Raw genomic sequence first — 13684 nt, 5'->3', positions numbered from 1 at the left:
GGCCTCAGCGGTCCGCGTACTCGCCGGCTCCGGGGAACATCTCGGGAGTTCCCCGGAAGGCGAGTTCGCGGACCGCTGCTTCGTTCAGGGCCCCGATCGCCCACTGCCGCTCCCCGGCCACGGCGTTGGCCACCAGCCACGCGTACGTCGCGGCGCACGCTTGCTCGGTCTCCAGCGCCACGGCGCGCGCCCGGTCCGGCCCGGTCACCGGCGCGCTGACCTCGTACGCCGGGTCGGACGCGACCGGCGTCTCGCCGCGCTCGGAGAGGATCCGGACGAGTTGGTCGCGCCGGCCCCGATGGGCGGCGTACGCCGCGGAGACGGACCGGTAGAGCTCGGGGGTCGCGCTCGCGGAGGTCCGGCCGCCGAGCAGCCCGTAGACCCACACGGCGGCGTGCTCGGCCGCGAGGGTGGTCTGGAGTGCGTCGACGTCGGTCATGCGAGCCTCCCGGGCACGGCGAGCTGCTGGGACACCGCGGCGGACATCGAGGCCAGCAGGCGGGCGAGCGGGCCGCTCTCGGCGCGCAGCGCGGCGTCGACCAGGTAGCGCTGGTGCTCCCGCTCGGCGGCGCGCACCTCCGGACCGGTCGCCGCCGACGTCGTCACGGCGGGCGCCGCGGCGTCGAGAGCCGTGAGATGGGCGGCGTGCATGGCGATCAACCGTGTGACGTTCGCCGCCACGGCGGCCACCGCGGTGATCTGGGCCACGACCTCGTCGACCAGCGCGTCGTCGCTCGTTGCGTCCTGCGGAGCCCCCGCCGGGGCGACCTCACGCTCGGCGCCGCACGCCGCGACGCCCATCAGCCCGGAGGCGCCGAGGGCGAGCGTCGTACGACGTGTCAGTACCAGCACGGCGCCGACCCTATCCCCGGGTTGGCGAGCCGCTATCGTGGACGATCAACAACAGCACAAGGAGGTCGCCGACCCGTGAGCAGTGCCAGGCAGGACGCCATCCGGGAGCAGATCGAGAGAGAGCTCGTCGACCCCCTGCGCGCCCTGGGCCTCGACATCGAGGCCGTCGAGATCACCCCCGCCGGCAAGCGGCGGGTGCTGCGCGTCGCCGTCGACAGGGACGGGGGCGTGACCCTCGACGACGTCGCGGACGCGACGCGCGAGGTCAACCGGGTGCTCGACGGCTCCGAGGTGATGGGCGAGCAGCCCTACACGCTCGAGGTGACCTCCCGGGGTGTCGACCGCCCGCTGACCCTGCCGCGCCACTGGCGCCGCAACGAGGGCCGGCTGGTGAAGGTGACCTTCGCCGACGGCGACAGCGTCACCGGCCGCCTCGTCGGCTCCGACGATGCAGCGGCGACCCTCGAGGTCGACGGAGCCCGCCGCGAGGTGGCGTACGGCGACGTCGCGAAGGCGCTGGTGCAGGTGGAGTTCAACCGCGCAGCGGCTGAGAACGAGGAGGAGGCCTGATGGACATCGACATGAGCATCCTGCGGATGCTGGAGCGGGAGAAGGAGATCTCCTTCGACGTCCTCGTGGAGGCGATCGAGCAGGCCCTCCTGACGGCCTACCACAAGACGCCGGGCGCCCACGAGAAGGCGCGGGTCGAGCTGGACCGCAAGAGCGGGCACGTCACCGTGCTCGCCGCGGAGCTCGACGACGAGGGCAACACCGTCGGCGAGTTCGAGGACACGCCGCAGGGCTTCGGCCGGATCGCGGCGACGACCGCGAAGCAGATCATGCTCCAGCGGCTGCGCGACGCCGAGGACGACATCCGGTTCGGCGAGTTCGCCGGCAAGGAGGGCGACGTCATCTCGGGGATCATCCAGCAGGGGCGCAACCCCGACGACGTGCTGGTCGACCTCGGCAAGCTCGAGGCGATGCTGCCGGTCAGCGAGCGGGTCCCGGGCGAGCGCTACGACCACGGCACCCGCATCAAGTGCCTGGTCGTGTCGGTGCGCAAGGGCATGCGCGGCCCGCAGGTCACGCTGTCGCGCTCGCACCCCAACCTCGTCAAGAAGCTCTTCGCGCTCGAGGTCCCGGAGATCGCCGACGGCACCGTCGAGATCGCGGCGATCGCCCGCGAGGCCGGCCACCGCACCAAGATCGCGGTGCACTCGACCATCCCCGGCGTCAACGCGAAGGGCGCCTGCATCGGCCCGATGGGCTCGCGGGTGCGCAACGTGATGTCCGAGCTGCACGGCGAGAAGATCGACATCGTCGACTGGTCCGAGGACGCCGCTCAGCTCGTCGCGCACGCCCTTTCCCCGGCGCGGGTCACCTCGGTCGAGGTCGTTGACGCCGAGGCGCGGTCGGCGCGCGTCGTGGTCCCTGACTTCCAGCTCTCGCTCGCGATCGGCAAGGAGGGCCAGAACGCCCGCCTTGCCGCGCGCCTCACCGGTTGGCGGATCGACATCCGCTCGGACGAGGCCGAGACCGAGGCCTGAGTGCACCTCGTCGGCGACGGCCCGACCGGGGTGCTGGTGCTCTCGGGCTCCAGCGGCCGGGTCGAGGTCGACCGCTGCCGGGTGCTGGCCGAGGCGGGCGCCACGGCCGCGTCGTACCGCTGGTTCGGCGAGGTGCTCGACCGGCTGCCGCTGGAGTCGTTCGACGAGCCGCTCGCGCTGCTCCACGAGCGCTGCGACCGGTTGGTCGTGCTCGGCACCTCCCGCGGCGCCGAGGCGGCGCTGCTGCTGGGGGCGCGGCACCCCGAGATCGACGCCGTCGTGGCGATCTCGCCGAGTGACGTCGTCTGGGCGGCGCTGGGGGAGGCCCGGCCGCAGCGCTCCTCCTGGACCAGCGGCGGCGAGCCGCTGCCGTTCGTCCCGTACGACGACGCGTGGGTGGCCGAGACCGACCCGCCGGAGTATCTCGAGCACTACGAGCACTGCCTCGCGGCGTACGCGGACCGGGTCCCCGCCGCGCGCATCCCGGTCGAGCGGATCGCCGGCGAGGTCGTGGTGGTGGCCGGCGGCGACGACCGCTTGTGGCCCTCGGTCGAGTTCGCCGAGGCCGTCGTACGTCGGCGCGCGGCGGCCGGGCTGCCGACCACGCTGGTCAGCCACCCCGAGGCCGGCCACCGGGTGGTGCTGCCGGGGGAGACCCCGCCGGCGCCGTCCCACCTGGCCCACGGCGGCACGCCCGAGGCGGACGCCGCGCTGGGACGCCTGCTGTGGCCGCACGTGCGGCGGCTGCTCAGCGGCTGAGGAAGTCCTCCACGGCCCTCCAGGAGGCCGGGTCCGCCGCGATGTCGGCGTGGTCGGCCTCCGGGAGGTCGACGACCCGGGTGTCCGGACGCAGCGAGCGCAGCAGCGCGTCGGTGCGCGGCGGCCGCACCAGCTCGTCCCGGCCGGCGCGCAGCACCAGGATCCGGGCCGACACCCGCGCGGCCACTGCGGTCGAGTCCCACGCGTCGGCGACCAGCCGGCGCATCGGCAGCCGCGGGAAGAGGTCCGCGGCCGCCCCCGCGAGGCTGTCGAACGGGGTCACCAGCACCAGGCGCTCGATCGGGCGCCGAGCGGCGACCTGCATGGCGACGCCACTGCCGAGGCTCCGGCCGATGACGTCGACCGGCGCGTCCGGGTGCCGCTCGGCGGCGTGGTCGACCAGGGCGAGTGCGTCCGCGGTCAGGGCCGCCTGGCTGGGCCGACCGCCGCTGGCGCCGTACCCGCGGTAGGCGATCAGGTAGCTCGTGTGTGCGGGGAACCGGTCGGCGAGCACCGGGCGCAGCCAGTCGAGCGGCTCTCCGTTGCCGCCGAAGTAGACCAGCGCCCGCGCTTGTCCGGGGTTGACGACCCAGCCGCGCAGCTCGGCGCCGGCGACGGTGAGCGCGTAGTCGGTCTCGGTCGCGGCGATCCGGGTCTCCCCGCTCGGGTAGACGAGCCGACGGGTGACCGGGGCGAGCAAGGTGGCGAGCACCGCCGCACCCTAGCCCCCGGCTAGCGCCCGCGGATCCAGTCCACCTCGAGCTCGGGCACCAGGTGGTCGTCGTCGCCGGCCGACCACCCGGGGAAGTCGAACACCCCGACCATCACCTGCATCGGATAGGTCGGCGGCCGGGCGCACCGGCGTACCTCCTCGCCGTCGACGGTGAAGACCGCCGCCGAGGCGTCCCACTCGACGGCGTAGGTGTGGAAGGCGGCGACGTCGATCGGCAGCCGCGGCGCGGCGAAGTCCTGGTGCAGGGCCGGATCGCGGAAGGGCTTGATGCCGACGCCGACCTCCGCCGAGCGGCCCGGGTCGACGTCCTTGCCGAACACCTCGACGACGCACAGCTCGCCGCACTGCTCCTGCGCTGGGTCGTCCTCGAACCCGGAGAGCCACAGCGCCGCCATCGACCGCGGCGAGACCGTCATCGCGCAGCGCACCTCGACGCGCCCGGCGGGCAGCCAACCCTCGAAGCGCGGCTGCGCCTCGCGCACCACCTGACCCTCGCGGAACCGCTGCTGGCCGCGGGTGCTGCCCACCGGACCGGAGTACGCCCCGGACTGGATCCCCGACACCCGCAGCGGCGGCTCGTGGTCGCCCGCGCACCACAGCCCCTGTTCGGGGGGAATGCGCAGCACCAACCGCCCGTTGGATACGGCGTAGGTGGCGGCGCTGGCGGCGGTCGAGCTCCAGACCGGCAGGTACGACGGCAGCCAGGTCGTGCGGTCCAGGTCAGATCCGGCGAAGTCCTCCACGAACGGCACGCGACGACGGTACGGCCGCGGCGCCCCGGTTCGATATGAGTGGCCCCGGCGCGGTAGGGTTGTCGTCAGTGGCGCGTGAACACATCTCCTCTGCATGCCCGGGTCCTGTCCGGACGTGCGTCGGGTGTCGGACGCGGGCCGCGAAGAGCGAGCTGCTGCGGGTGACCGTCGGCACGGACGCAGACGGCCACCCGGCCGTGGTGCCCGATCCGACTGCCACCGCACCTGGCCGCGGGGCGCACCTGCACCCCACGCCCGAGTGCTACGAGCTCGCGGTGCGCCGGCGAGCGTTCGCCCGGGCCCTCCGGTTCCAGAGTTCTGGAGCGGGGGCAGGGGCGGGGCTGGCCAGCACATCGCTCGGCGAGTACCTATCGGCCCGCGCCGAACAAACCTGACCGACCGACAGAAACTGGAGCACCAGCTCATGAGCACTCGATGAGTACTTCGCGATGAGCGTGCACAACCACTAACGGTCTCGAGCAAACCCGTGGACACGGATCGAGGCCAGAAGGAGAAGCGTGGCTAAGACCCGAGTTCACGAACTCGCCAAGGAGTTCGGAGTCGAGAGCAAGTTCGTTCTCGAGAAGTTCAAGGAGATGGGGGAGTTCGTCAAGTCGGCGAGCTCGACCGTCGAGCTGCCGGCGGAGATGCGGTTCCGCAAGGAGTACGGCGACAAGCTGAAGGCCGACATGGCCGGCGGCGCCGCACCTGCCGCTGAGGCGCCCGCGAAGGCGCCCGCCAAGAAGGCCCCGGCGAAGAAGGCGGCCCCTGCCGCGCCGGTCGAGGAGGCTGCGCCCGTCGAGGCGCCGGCCGCCGAGGCTGCGCCCGTCGAGGCTGCTCCGGCCGAGGCTGCTCCCGCCGCGGAGCGGCCGGCCGCTCCCAAGCCCGGCCCGAAGCCGGCCCCCAAGGCCGAGGAGCCGCCGGCCCCGCCGGCCGAGCCCGAGGCCCCCGCCGCTGCTGCGTCCGCCGCACCGGCTGCCCCCAAGTCGCCCGCGCCCAAGCCGGTCGGCAAGCCCGGCGCTCCGCGCCCGGGCAACAACCCGTTCGCGTCCAGCCAGGGCATGGGCCGCCAGCCCGCCCCGGGCCGTCCGGCCCCGGCGACCCCCGGCGGCGACAGCCGTCCGCCGCGTCCGCCGGCCGGCGGTGCACCGGGTCGTCCCGGCATGCCGCGCCCCAACCCGGCGATGATGCCGAAGTCCCCGGCCGCGTTCGGCTCGGGCCCCGGCGGCCGCGCCAGTGGACCGGGTCGCCCCGGTGCTCCGGGCCGCGGTGGCGCTCCCGGTCGTGCGGGCGCTCCGGGCCGTGGTGGTCAGGGCGCCGGTGCCGGTGCTCCTGGTCGTCCGGGTGGCGGTGGCTTCGGCCCCGCCGGCGGTGGTCGCCCTGGTGGCGGCGGTCGTCCCGGCCAGCGTGGCCAGACCCAGGGTGCCTTCGGTCGCCCCGGTGGTCCGTCGCGCCGCGGCCGCAAGTCCAAGCGGGCGCGTCGCCAGGAGTTCGAGGCCATGGAGGCCCCGACCATCGGTGGCATCCGCGTCCGCAAGGGCAACGGCGAGACCGTGCGCCTGCCGCGTGGCGCCTCGCTGACCGACTTCGCCGAGAAGATCAACGTCGACGCCGCCTCGCTGGTGCAGATGCTCTTCAGCCTCGGCGAGATGGTCACCGCGACCGAGTCCGTCAACGACGAGACCCTCGAGCTGCTCGGTGAGGAGCTCAACTACGTCGTCCAGGTCGTGTCCCCGGAGGACGAGGACCGCGAGCTGCTCGAGTCCTTCGACATCGAGTTCGGCGACGACGAGGACACCGCCGACGAGGACCTCGAGGCCCGGCCTCCGGTCGTCACCGTCATGGGTCACGTCGACCACGGCAAGACCAAGCTCCTCGACGCGCTGCGCAACGCCAACGTCGTCGCGGGCGAGGCCGGTGGCATCACCCAGCACATCGGTGCCTACCAGGTGCACACCGAGGTCGACGGCGCCGACCGTCGCATCACGTTCATCGACACCCCGGGTCACGAGGCGTTCACCGCCATGCGTGCCCGTGGTTCGCAGTCCTCGGACATCGCGGTCCTCGTGGTCGCGGCCGACGACGGCGTGATGCCGCAGACCGTCGAGGCGCTCAACCACGCCAAGGCGGCCGGCGTCCCGATCGTGGTCGCGGTCAACAAGATCGACAAGCCGGACGCGGACCCGACCAAGGTCCGTGGCCAGCTGACCGAGTACGGCCTGGTGCCCGAGGAGTACGGCGGCGACGCGATGTTCGTCGACGTCTCGGCCAAGTCCGGGCTCAACCTCGACAAGCTGCTCGAGGCGATCGTGCTGACGGCCGACGCGTCGCTGGACCTCCGCGCCAACGCGGAGCGCGAGGCGCAGGGTCTGGTCATCGAGGCGCACCTCGACCGTGGCCGCGGCCCGGTCGCGACCGTCCTGGTGCAGCGCGGCACGCTCCACGTCGGCGACTCGATCGTCGCCGGCCCGGCGCACGGCCGCGTCCGCGCGATGCTCGACGAGTTCGGCAACGAGCTCACCGAGGCGGGCCCGTCCCGCCCGGCGATGGTCCTGGGTCTGAGCGCCGTCCCCGGCGCTGGCCAGAACTTCATCGTCGTCGAGGACGACCGGATGGCGCGCCAGATCGCCGAGAAGCGTGAGGCCCGCGAGCGGGCGGCCATGCAGGCCAAGCGCCGCGTGCGCCGTACCCTCGAGGACTTCATGGCCTCCATGGAGAAGGGCGAGAGCCAGGAGCTCAACCTCATCCTCAAGGGCGACGTGTCCGGTTCGGTCGAGGCGCTCGAGGACGCGCTGGCGAAGATCGACGTCGGCGACGAGGTCAGCCTGCGGGTCATCGACCGCGGTGTCGGTGCGATCACCGAGACCAACGTCGACCTGGCCGCTGCCTCCGACGCGATCATCATCGGCTTCAACGTCCGCCCGCAGGGCAAGGCGACGGAGCTGGCCGACCGCGAGGGCGTGGAGATCCGGTACTACACCGTCATCTACCAGGCCATCGAGGAGATCGAGGCCGCGCTCAAGGGCATGCTCAAGCCGGAGTTCGAGGAGTCGACCCTTGGCCAGGCGGAGATCCGCGCGATCTTCCGCTCGTCCAAGATCGGCAACATCGCCGGTTGCATGGTCACCAGCGGCGTGATCCGGCGCAACGCCAAGGTCCGCGTCATCCGCGACGGCTCCGTCGTGGCGGACAACCTGGACCTGGCGTCGCTCAAGCGCGAGAAGGACGACGCCTCCGAGGTCCGCGAGGGCTTCGAGTGTGGTCTGGTGCTGCGCAACTTCCAGGACATCAAGGAAGGCGACGTCATCGAGGCGTTCGAGATGCGCGAGATCCCGCGCAGCTGATGTCACCGCGAGTCGGCGCTAGTTGCCGTCAGCTCTGCTGGCAACTAGCGCCGACTCGGCCTTTCCTGGCGAGCAAGACGCGCCGAGTCGGCGTGGACAGGAGTAAGAAGGAACCATGAGCAGCCCACGCGTTCGCAAGATCGCCGACCGGATCCAGGTCATCGTCGCGGAGATGCTCGAGCGTCGGATCAAGGACCCGCGCCTCGGCTTCGTGACCATCACCGACGTCCGGCTGACCGGCGACTCGCAGCAGGCCACGATCTTCTACACCGTGCTGGACTCCACCGGGGACGACGAGGCGGCGCTGGCCGCGACCGCGGCCGCGCTGGAGTCGGCCAAGGGCCTGCTCCGCTCTGAGGTCGCCAAGCAGCTCGGCATGCGGCACGCGCCGTCCCTGACCTTCGTGGCCGACGCGCTGCCGGAGACCGCCCGGCACCTCGACGAGGTGCTGGCCCGGGCCAAGGAGCAGGACGAGGCCGTCGCGGCCCGCCGCGGCTCGGCGTACGCCGGCGAGCCGGACCCGTACAAGAAGCCCCGCGAGGCCGGGGACGACGAGGACACCGACCTCGACGATGAGTGAGTCCGGGCTGGTCGTCGTCGACAAGTCCGGAGGCATGACCTCGCACGACGTCGTCTCGCGGGTGCGCCGGCTCGCCGGCACCCGCAAGGTGGGCCACGCGGGCACGCTGGACCCGATGGCGACCGGCGTGCTCGTGCTCGGCGTCAACCGCGCCACCCGCTTGCTGGGCCACCTGATGCTCACCGACAAGGCGTACGACGCGACGATCCGGCTCGGGGTCGCGACCACGACCGACGACGCCGAGGGCGAGGTCGTCGCGACCGCGACGACCGACGGTGTCGACGAGGCGACGATCCGGGCGGCGGCCGCGGAGTTCGTCGGCGACCTGCTCCAGGTGCCGACGGCGGTCTCGGCGATCAAGGTCGACGGCAAGCGCGCCTACCAGCGGGTCCGGGACGGCGAGGAGGTCGAGCTGACGGCCCGGCCGGTCACCGTGCACGAGCTGGAGGTCACCGACGTGCGCCTCTCCGACAGCACCGAGCTCGACGTCTCGGTCCGCTGCACCAGCGGCACCTACATCCGGGCGATCGCGCGCGACCTCGGCGCGCGGCTCGGCGTCGGCGGCCACCTGACCGCGCTGCGGCGGACGGCGGTCGGCCCCTACGACCTCGCGAGCGCCCGCACCCTCGACGAGCTCGGCGACGGCTTCGCGCTGCTGCCGATCGCAGCCGCCGCACGGGCGGCGTTCCCGGCCGTGGACCTCGACGACCAGCAGGCCGGCGACGTCCGGGTCGGTCGGGCGCTCGACCTGGAGCTGGCGGCGCTGACCGCGGTGTTCGCTCCCGACGGCGAGTTCCTGGCCCTCTACGAGCCCCGCGACGGTCGTGCGCGGGCGGTCGCCGTCTTCACCGGCTGAGCCCTCTCGATAGTCTTCGCGCGTGTTGATCTGGCGTTCCCTCGACGACGTGCCGGCCGACCTCGGCCCCACCGCCGTCGTCATCGGCAACTTCGACGGCGTGCACCTCGGCCACCGGCACGTCGTCGCACGCGCCAGGGAGATCGCCGACCAGCGTGACCTGACGGTCGTGGCGGTCACCTTCGACCCGCACCCGATGGCGGTGCTGCGACCCGAGCACGCGCCGACGACGCTCACCTCGCTCGAGGTGCGTGCCGAGCTGCTCGGCGACGCCGGCGCGGATGCCGTGCTCGCGATGCCCTTCGACCGCGGCGTGGCGTCGTGGAGCCCGGAGGAGTTCGTCCAGCGCGTGCTCGTCGGCAGCCTGCGCGCCGGCGCCGTCGTGGTCGGCGCGAACTTCCGGTTCGGCAACCGGGCCGCCGGTGACGTCGCGACCCTGCGCGAGCTGGGGGAGCGGCACGGCTTCACCGCCGAGGGGATCCCGCTCGACGGCGGCCCGCAGGTGTGGTCCTCGACGTACGTCCGGATGAGCCTGGCCGCCGGCGACGTCGCCGGCGCCGCCGAGGCGCTCGGCCGGCCCTACTCCGTCCGCGGCGTCGTCGTGGAGGGCGACAAGCGCGGCCGCGAGCTCGGCTACCCGACCGCCAACGTGCCCACCGACGCGCTGACCGCCGTGCCGCCCGACGGGGTGTACGCCGGCCGGCTGCGCCGCCTCGACACCGGCGAGGTCTTCCCCGCCGCGATCAGCGTGGGCACCAACCCCACCTTCGACGGGGTGCGCTACCGCCGGGTGGAGACCTACGTGCTCGACCGCACCGACCTGGAGCTGTACGGCGTGGAGGTCGAGGTCAGCTTCGTCGACCGGCTGCGCGGCATGGTGGCCTTCGACTCCGTCGACGCCCTGATCGAGCAGATGAAGGACGACGTCGACCGGGCCCGCGAGCTGCTGGGCCGATGACGCCGGAGCCCACCGAGCCGCTGGCGGCAGCCGAGGTCTGGTTCCACCGGCACGGGCTGCCCTACTTCGTGCCCGACGAGCGGGCCGCCGTCCGCGCCGCGCTCCGGCCGGGTCGCACCCTCCCGCTGCTGGTCGGGGTCGGCGCCGTCGCCGTGGCGGCCGGTGTCGCGCTGGCGTGGTTCTCCGACGAGATCAGCGCCGGTCCCGCGGTGCTGCTGGCGATCGTGCTGCTCGCCGCGCTCTGGTACGCCCTGACCGCCCTGAGGGCCCGCCCGATCGTCGGCTGGGCGCTCAGCCGCACCTCGGGCAGCCTGCGGCTGCTGCTGCCCATGGCCACGAGGGCGCTCCCGCTGCTGCTGCTCGCGATCGCGTTCCTCTTCATCAACACCGAGATGTGGCAGGTGGGCGGCAACCTGACCGTCGGGTCGCTCTGGCTGGTGGTGCTGCTCTTCGCCACCCTCGCGGTCGGCTTCCTGTTCGTGCGGCTCCCCGAGGAGGTGGACCGCGCCGACGACGAGGTCGACGACGCGTTCCTGCTCCGCACCTGCGCCAAGACCCCGCTCGCCGAGGCGTGCCGGGACCTCGTCGAGGACCCCGACGCCGACCCCGCGTCGTACGCCGAGGTGACCGGCTACGAGCGCTGGAACCTCATCCTCGTGCTGGTGATCGTCCAGTTCGTCCAGGTGGTGCTGCTGTCGCTGTCGGTCTTCGCCTTCCTCATGCTGTTCGGCACGCTGATCATGACCGACACCGTGATGGAGGGGTGGCAGACGCCGAACCCGTTCAGCCCGTCGCGGGCGCTGGTGCAGGTCTCGGCGTTCCTCGCGTCGTTCTCGGGGCTCTACCTGACCGTGTCGACGGTGACCGACGAGGCCTACCGCGAGCAGTTCTTCGGCAGCGTGATGCGCGAGCTGGAGCGGGCCGTCGGCGTCCGCGCGGTCTACCTGGCGCTGCGCAACCGCTAGGCGTCCAGGTCCTTCTCGACCAGGGCGGCGATCGCGTCGAGCGCGGCCTGGTCGTCGCTGCTGACCTCGACCTGGTCGCCGGGGCCGGCGCCCAGGGTCATGATCAGCAGCGACGAGCTGGCGTCGACCGGCTCGTCGCCGGGGATGCCGAGCAGCACCTCCACGTCGAGCTCCTCCACCGCCTCGGCGATGATCTGGGCGGGGCGGGCGTGCAGGCCGACGGACGAGCCGACGATGACGGTCTTGCTGGGCATGGGTTTCTCCTCAGACCGCGACGAGCGCGGGATCGGTGGACTCGGCCGGGGTGCGACCGAAGGACTTGAGCGCGATCACCGCGACCGCACCGACGACGGTGCCGGCGATCAGCGCGATGAAGTAGCCGAGGATGTTGTGCACCGCGAAGAGCACGAAGATGCCGCCGTGCGGGGCCCGCACCGCGACGTCCAGCGCCATCGACAGCCCGCCGGTGACGGCCGAGCCCAGCATGATCGCCGGGATCACGCGGAACGGGTCGGCCGCGGCGAAGGGGATGGCGCCCTCGGTGATGAACGACAGTCCGAGCGCCCAGCCCGCCTTGCCGTTCTCGTCCTCGGCGGTCGTGAACAGGCGCGGTCGCAGCACGGTCGCCAGGGCGAGCGCCAGCGGGGGCACCATGCCGGCGAGCATCACCGCGGCCATGATCTTCAGCTCCGGGGAGTCGCTCGCCGCGCCCGCGGCGCCGACGCCGGCCGCGGCGAAGCTGTAGGCCACCTTGTTGAGCGGGCCGCCCATGTCGAAGGCCATCATCAGGCCGAGGATCACGCCGAGGATGACCGCCGAGCCGCCGCTGAGGTTGTTGAGGCCCTCGGTCAGTTGGTCCATCAGCCAGGCGATCGGCCGGCCGAAGACGATGATCATCAGCAGGCCGACGATGATCGAGGTGAAGAGCGGGATCACCATCACCGGCATCAGGCCGCGCGCCCAGGTCGGCACCTTCCAGCCACCGATCCAGTGGGCGACGAGTCCGGCGAGGACGCCGCCGATGATCGCGCCGATGAAGCCGGTGACGGGCATCGCGACCGGCGGGTCGGCGGAGGTCTGCACGTTGAAGATGTTGCCGGCCAGGCCACCCATCACGAAGCCGGGTGCGATGCCGGGCCGGTCGGCGATCGCGTAGGCGATGTAGCCGGCCAGCGCAGGGATGAACAGCATGAAGGCGGTCTTGCCGATGATGAAGAAGAGCGCGCCGATGTAGGCGGCGAGGCCGGAGCCGAACAGCGCGTGCTCCAGACCGAGCGCCTGCGGGTCGGGCAGGTCGAAGATCGAGTTGTTGACCGCGATGTCGCCGTACGGCCCGACGATCTCGTAGCCGCCCAGGAGGAACGACAGCGCGATCAGCAGGCCGCCGGCCGCGACGAACGGGATCATGTAGGACACGCCGGTCATCAGCACGCGGCGGGTGCGTCCGCCCCAGCTCTCGCCGGAGCCGCCCGTGGAGTCGCCGGCCCCGTCGCCCGCACCGCCGCCGGTGCCCTCGACACGAGCGGCGTTCGGGTCGTCGACGGCCGCGAGCGCCTCGGCGATCATCTGGTCGGCTTGGTCGAACGGGCGCTTCACGCCCGAGGAGACCAGCGGCTTGCCGGCGAACCGGCTCCGGTCGCGCACACCGACGTCGACCGCGAAGATCACGGCCTCCGCCTGCGTGATCGTGTCCTTGGTCAGCGGCTTCGCGCCGGCCGACCCCTGCGTCTCGACGGCCAGGTCGACCCCGGCGCGCTCGGCGGCGGCCTCGAGGGCCTCGGCGGCCATGTAGGTGTGTGCGATCCCGGTCGGGCAGGCAGTGACGGCGACCAGGCGGCGACGGGCCGCGGGTGCCGCGGGAGCGGCGGCGGCCGCCGCCGGGGGAGTGGAGCCCACCACGTCCGTGACCAGCTCGGCCACCTCCTCGGGCGTCTGCGCGCTGCGCAGCGCGTCGGTGAACGCCGGCTTCACCAGGGACCGGGCCAGCTTGGTCAGCAGCTGGAGGTGGGTGTTGTCGCCACCGGCCGGTGCGCAGATCAGGAACACGATGTCGGCGGGGCCGTCCTTGGCGCCGAAGTCCACCGCGGGGGTGAGCCGGGCGAAGGCGAGCACCGGCTCGGCGACCCCTGCCGTCCGGCAGTGGGGGATCGCGATGCCGCCGGGCAGTCCGGTCGCGGACGTCGCCTCGCGGGCGAACGCGTCCTCGACGAGCTGGTCCACGTCGGTCGCGCGGCCGGCGTCGCCGACGACCCGCGCGAGCGCCCGGATCACGTCGTGCTTGTCGGAGCCGAGGTCGGCGTCGAGGCGCACCAGCCCCGCGTTGATGAGGTCGGTCATG

General features: G+C 72.9%; 15 protein-coding genes. 9 read left to right on the top strand and 6 right to left on the bottom strand.

Annotation, left to right across the window (positions count from 1 at the left end; all coding sequences use genetic code 11):
- Positions 1-4: 4 nt before the first annotated feature.
- Together HZF07_RS06605 and HZF07_RS06600 are read right to left on the bottom strand one after the other, a co-directional pair.
- Positions 5-439: a ferritin-like domain-containing protein gene (locus HZF07_RS06605; protein WP_157340344.1), complete on the bottom strand. Its 435-nt coding sequence runs from the start codon at positions 437-439 to the stop codon at positions 5-7.
- Entirely contained in the window at positions 436-852 is a 417-nt protein-coding gene (locus tag HZF07_RS06600; protein ID WP_157340342.1) for a hypothetical protein, read from the bottom strand. Before HZF07_RS06600 ends, HZF07_RS06605 begins: the two co-directional genes overlap by 4 nt.
- 75 nt (positions 853-927) lie before the next feature.
- On the opposite strand from HZF07_RS06600, the gene rimP reads away from it, so the two are divergent.
- From rimP to HZF07_RS06585, 3 genes are read left to right on the top strand one after another with little or no spacing between them, the layout of a single operon-like run.
- Positions 928-1422 carry a ribosome maturation factor RimP gene (gene rimP, locus HZF07_RS06595; protein WP_181644874.1) on the top strand — a complete coding sequence of 165 codons (495 nt, stop codon included), beginning with the start codon at positions 928-930 and terminating at the stop codon, positions 1420-1422.
- The gene (gene nusA, locus HZF07_RS06590; protein WP_157340338.1) at positions 1422-2399 is read left to right on the top strand and encodes a transcription termination factor NusA; all 978 of its coding nucleotides are present in this window, start codon (positions 1422-1424) and stop codon (positions 2397-2399) included. Before rimP ends, nusA begins: the two co-directional genes overlap by 1 nt.
- Positions 2400-3158 carry an acyl-CoA thioester hydrolase/BAAT C-terminal domain-containing protein gene (locus tag HZF07_RS06585; RefSeq protein ID WP_181644873.1) on the top strand — a complete coding sequence of 253 codons (759 nt, stop codon included), beginning with the start codon at positions 2400-2402 and terminating at the stop codon, positions 3156-3158.
- Here the strand turns inward: HZF07_RS06585 and HZF07_RS06580 are convergent.
- Positions 3148-3870: an alpha/beta hydrolase gene (locus HZF07_RS06580; RefSeq protein WP_157340336.1), complete on the bottom strand. Its 723-nt coding sequence runs from the start codon at positions 3868-3870 to the stop codon at positions 3148-3150. The genes HZF07_RS06585 and HZF07_RS06580 overlap by 11 nt on opposite strands.
- Positions 3871-3890: 20 nt before the next feature.
- Positions 3891-4643 (bottom strand): glycoside hydrolase family 16 protein, encoded by a 753-nt coding sequence (locus tag HZF07_RS06575; protein ID WP_309504603.1) that lies wholly within the window; start codon positions 4641-4643, stop codon positions 3891-3893.
- Positions 4644-4678: 35 nt separating this feature from the next.
- On the opposite strand from HZF07_RS06575, the gene HZF07_RS06570 reads away from it, so the two are divergent.
- From HZF07_RS06570 to HZF07_RS06545, 6 genes are all read left to right on the top strand, one after another.
- Positions 4679-5038 (top strand): YlxR family protein, encoded by a 360-nt coding sequence (locus HZF07_RS06570; protein WP_157340332.1) that lies wholly within the window; start codon positions 4679-4681, stop codon positions 5036-5038.
- A gap of 123 nt (positions 5039-5161) precedes the next feature.
- Positions 5162-7987 carry a translation initiation factor IF-2 gene (gene infB / locus HZF07_RS06565; RefSeq protein ID WP_181644872.1) on the top strand — a complete coding sequence of 942 codons (2826 nt, stop codon included), beginning with the start codon at positions 5162-5164 and terminating at the stop codon, positions 7985-7987.
- Positions 7988-8102: 115 nt separating this feature from the next.
- Positions 8103-8567, top strand: a complete 465-nt coding sequence (rbfA, locus tag HZF07_RS06560) for a 30S ribosome-binding factor RbfA (RefSeq protein ID WP_157340330.1) — start codon at positions 8103-8105, stop codon at positions 8565-8567.
- Entirely contained in the window at positions 8560-9423 is an 864-nt protein-coding gene (truB, locus tag HZF07_RS06555) for a tRNA pseudouridine(55) synthase TruB (RefSeq protein ID WP_157340328.1), read from the top strand. The genes rbfA and truB overlap by 8 nt, the downstream gene beginning before the upstream one ends.
- A 22-nt stretch (positions 9424-9445) precedes the next feature.
- Positions 9446-10381, top strand: a complete 936-nt coding sequence (locus HZF07_RS06550) for a bifunctional riboflavin kinase/FAD synthetase (protein WP_181644871.1) — start codon at positions 9446-9448, stop codon at positions 10379-10381.
- Positions 10378-11346, top strand: coding sequence for a hypothetical protein (locus HZF07_RS06545; protein ID WP_157340326.1), 969 nt, complete (start codon positions 10378-10380; stop codon positions 11344-11346). The genes HZF07_RS06550 and HZF07_RS06545 overlap by 4 nt, the downstream gene beginning before the upstream one ends.
- Here the strand turns inward: HZF07_RS06545 and HZF07_RS06540 are convergent.
- Together HZF07_RS06540 and HZF07_RS06535 are read right to left on the bottom strand one after the other, a co-directional pair.
- On the bottom strand, positions 11343-11600 hold the full coding sequence (locus HZF07_RS06540) for an HPr family phosphocarrier protein (RefSeq protein WP_157340324.1): 258 nt from the start codon (positions 11598-11600) through the stop codon (positions 11343-11345). The genes HZF07_RS06545 and HZF07_RS06540 overlap by 4 nt on opposite strands.
- Positions 11601-11610: 10 nt before the next feature.
- Complete coding sequence (locus HZF07_RS06535) at positions 11611-13683, bottom strand: PTS fructose transporter subunit IIABC (protein ID WP_157340322.1); 2073 nt, start codon at positions 13681-13683, stop codon at positions 11611-11613.
- Between the last annotated feature and the right edge of the window lies 1 nt (position 13684).

Source organism: Nocardioides agri, assembly GCF_013778305.1.
In the GTDB taxonomy this organism is placed as follows: Bacteria; Actinomycetota; Actinomycetes; order Propionibacteriales; family Nocardioidaceae; genus Nocardioides; species Nocardioides agri.
The sequence above is the reverse complement of the archived record's forward strand: the minus strand, read 5'-3'. Positions and strand labels throughout refer to the sequence as shown.

What these genes read in the sequence shown, in the direction of transcription:
- HZF07_RS06605 (WP_157340344.1), bottom strand. Translation starts at nt 439, where the DNA reads ATGACCGACGTCGACGCACTCCAGACCACCCTCGCGGCCGAGCACGCC.
- HZF07_RS06570 (WP_157340332.1), top strand. Translation starts at nt 4,679, where the DNA reads ATGAGTGGCCCCGGCGCGGTAGGGTTGTCGTCAGTGGCGCGTGAACAC.
- HZF07_RS06540 (WP_157340324.1), bottom strand. Translation starts at nt 11,600, where the DNA reads ATGCCCAGCAAGACCGTCATCGTCGGCTCGTCCGTCGGCCTGCACGCC.
- HZF07_RS06545 (WP_157340326.1), top strand. Translation starts at nt 10,378, where the DNA reads ATGACGCCGGAGCCCACCGAGCCGCTGGCGGCAGCCGAGGTCTGGTTC.
- truB (WP_157340328.1), top strand. Translation starts at nt 8,560, where the DNA reads ATGAGTGAGTCCGGGCTGGTCGTCGTCGACAAGTCCGGAGGCATGACC.
- nusA (WP_157340338.1), top strand. Translation starts at nt 1,422, where the DNA reads ATGGACATCGACATGAGCATCCTGCGGATGCTGGAGCGGGAGAAGGAG.
- HZF07_RS06535 (WP_157340322.1), bottom strand. Translation starts at nt 13,683, where the DNA reads ATGACCGACCTCATCAACGCGGGGCTGGTGCGCCTCGACGCCGACCTC.
- rbfA (WP_157340330.1), top strand. Translation starts at nt 8,103, where the DNA reads ATGAGCAGCCCACGCGTTCGCAAGATCGCCGACCGGATCCAGGTCATC.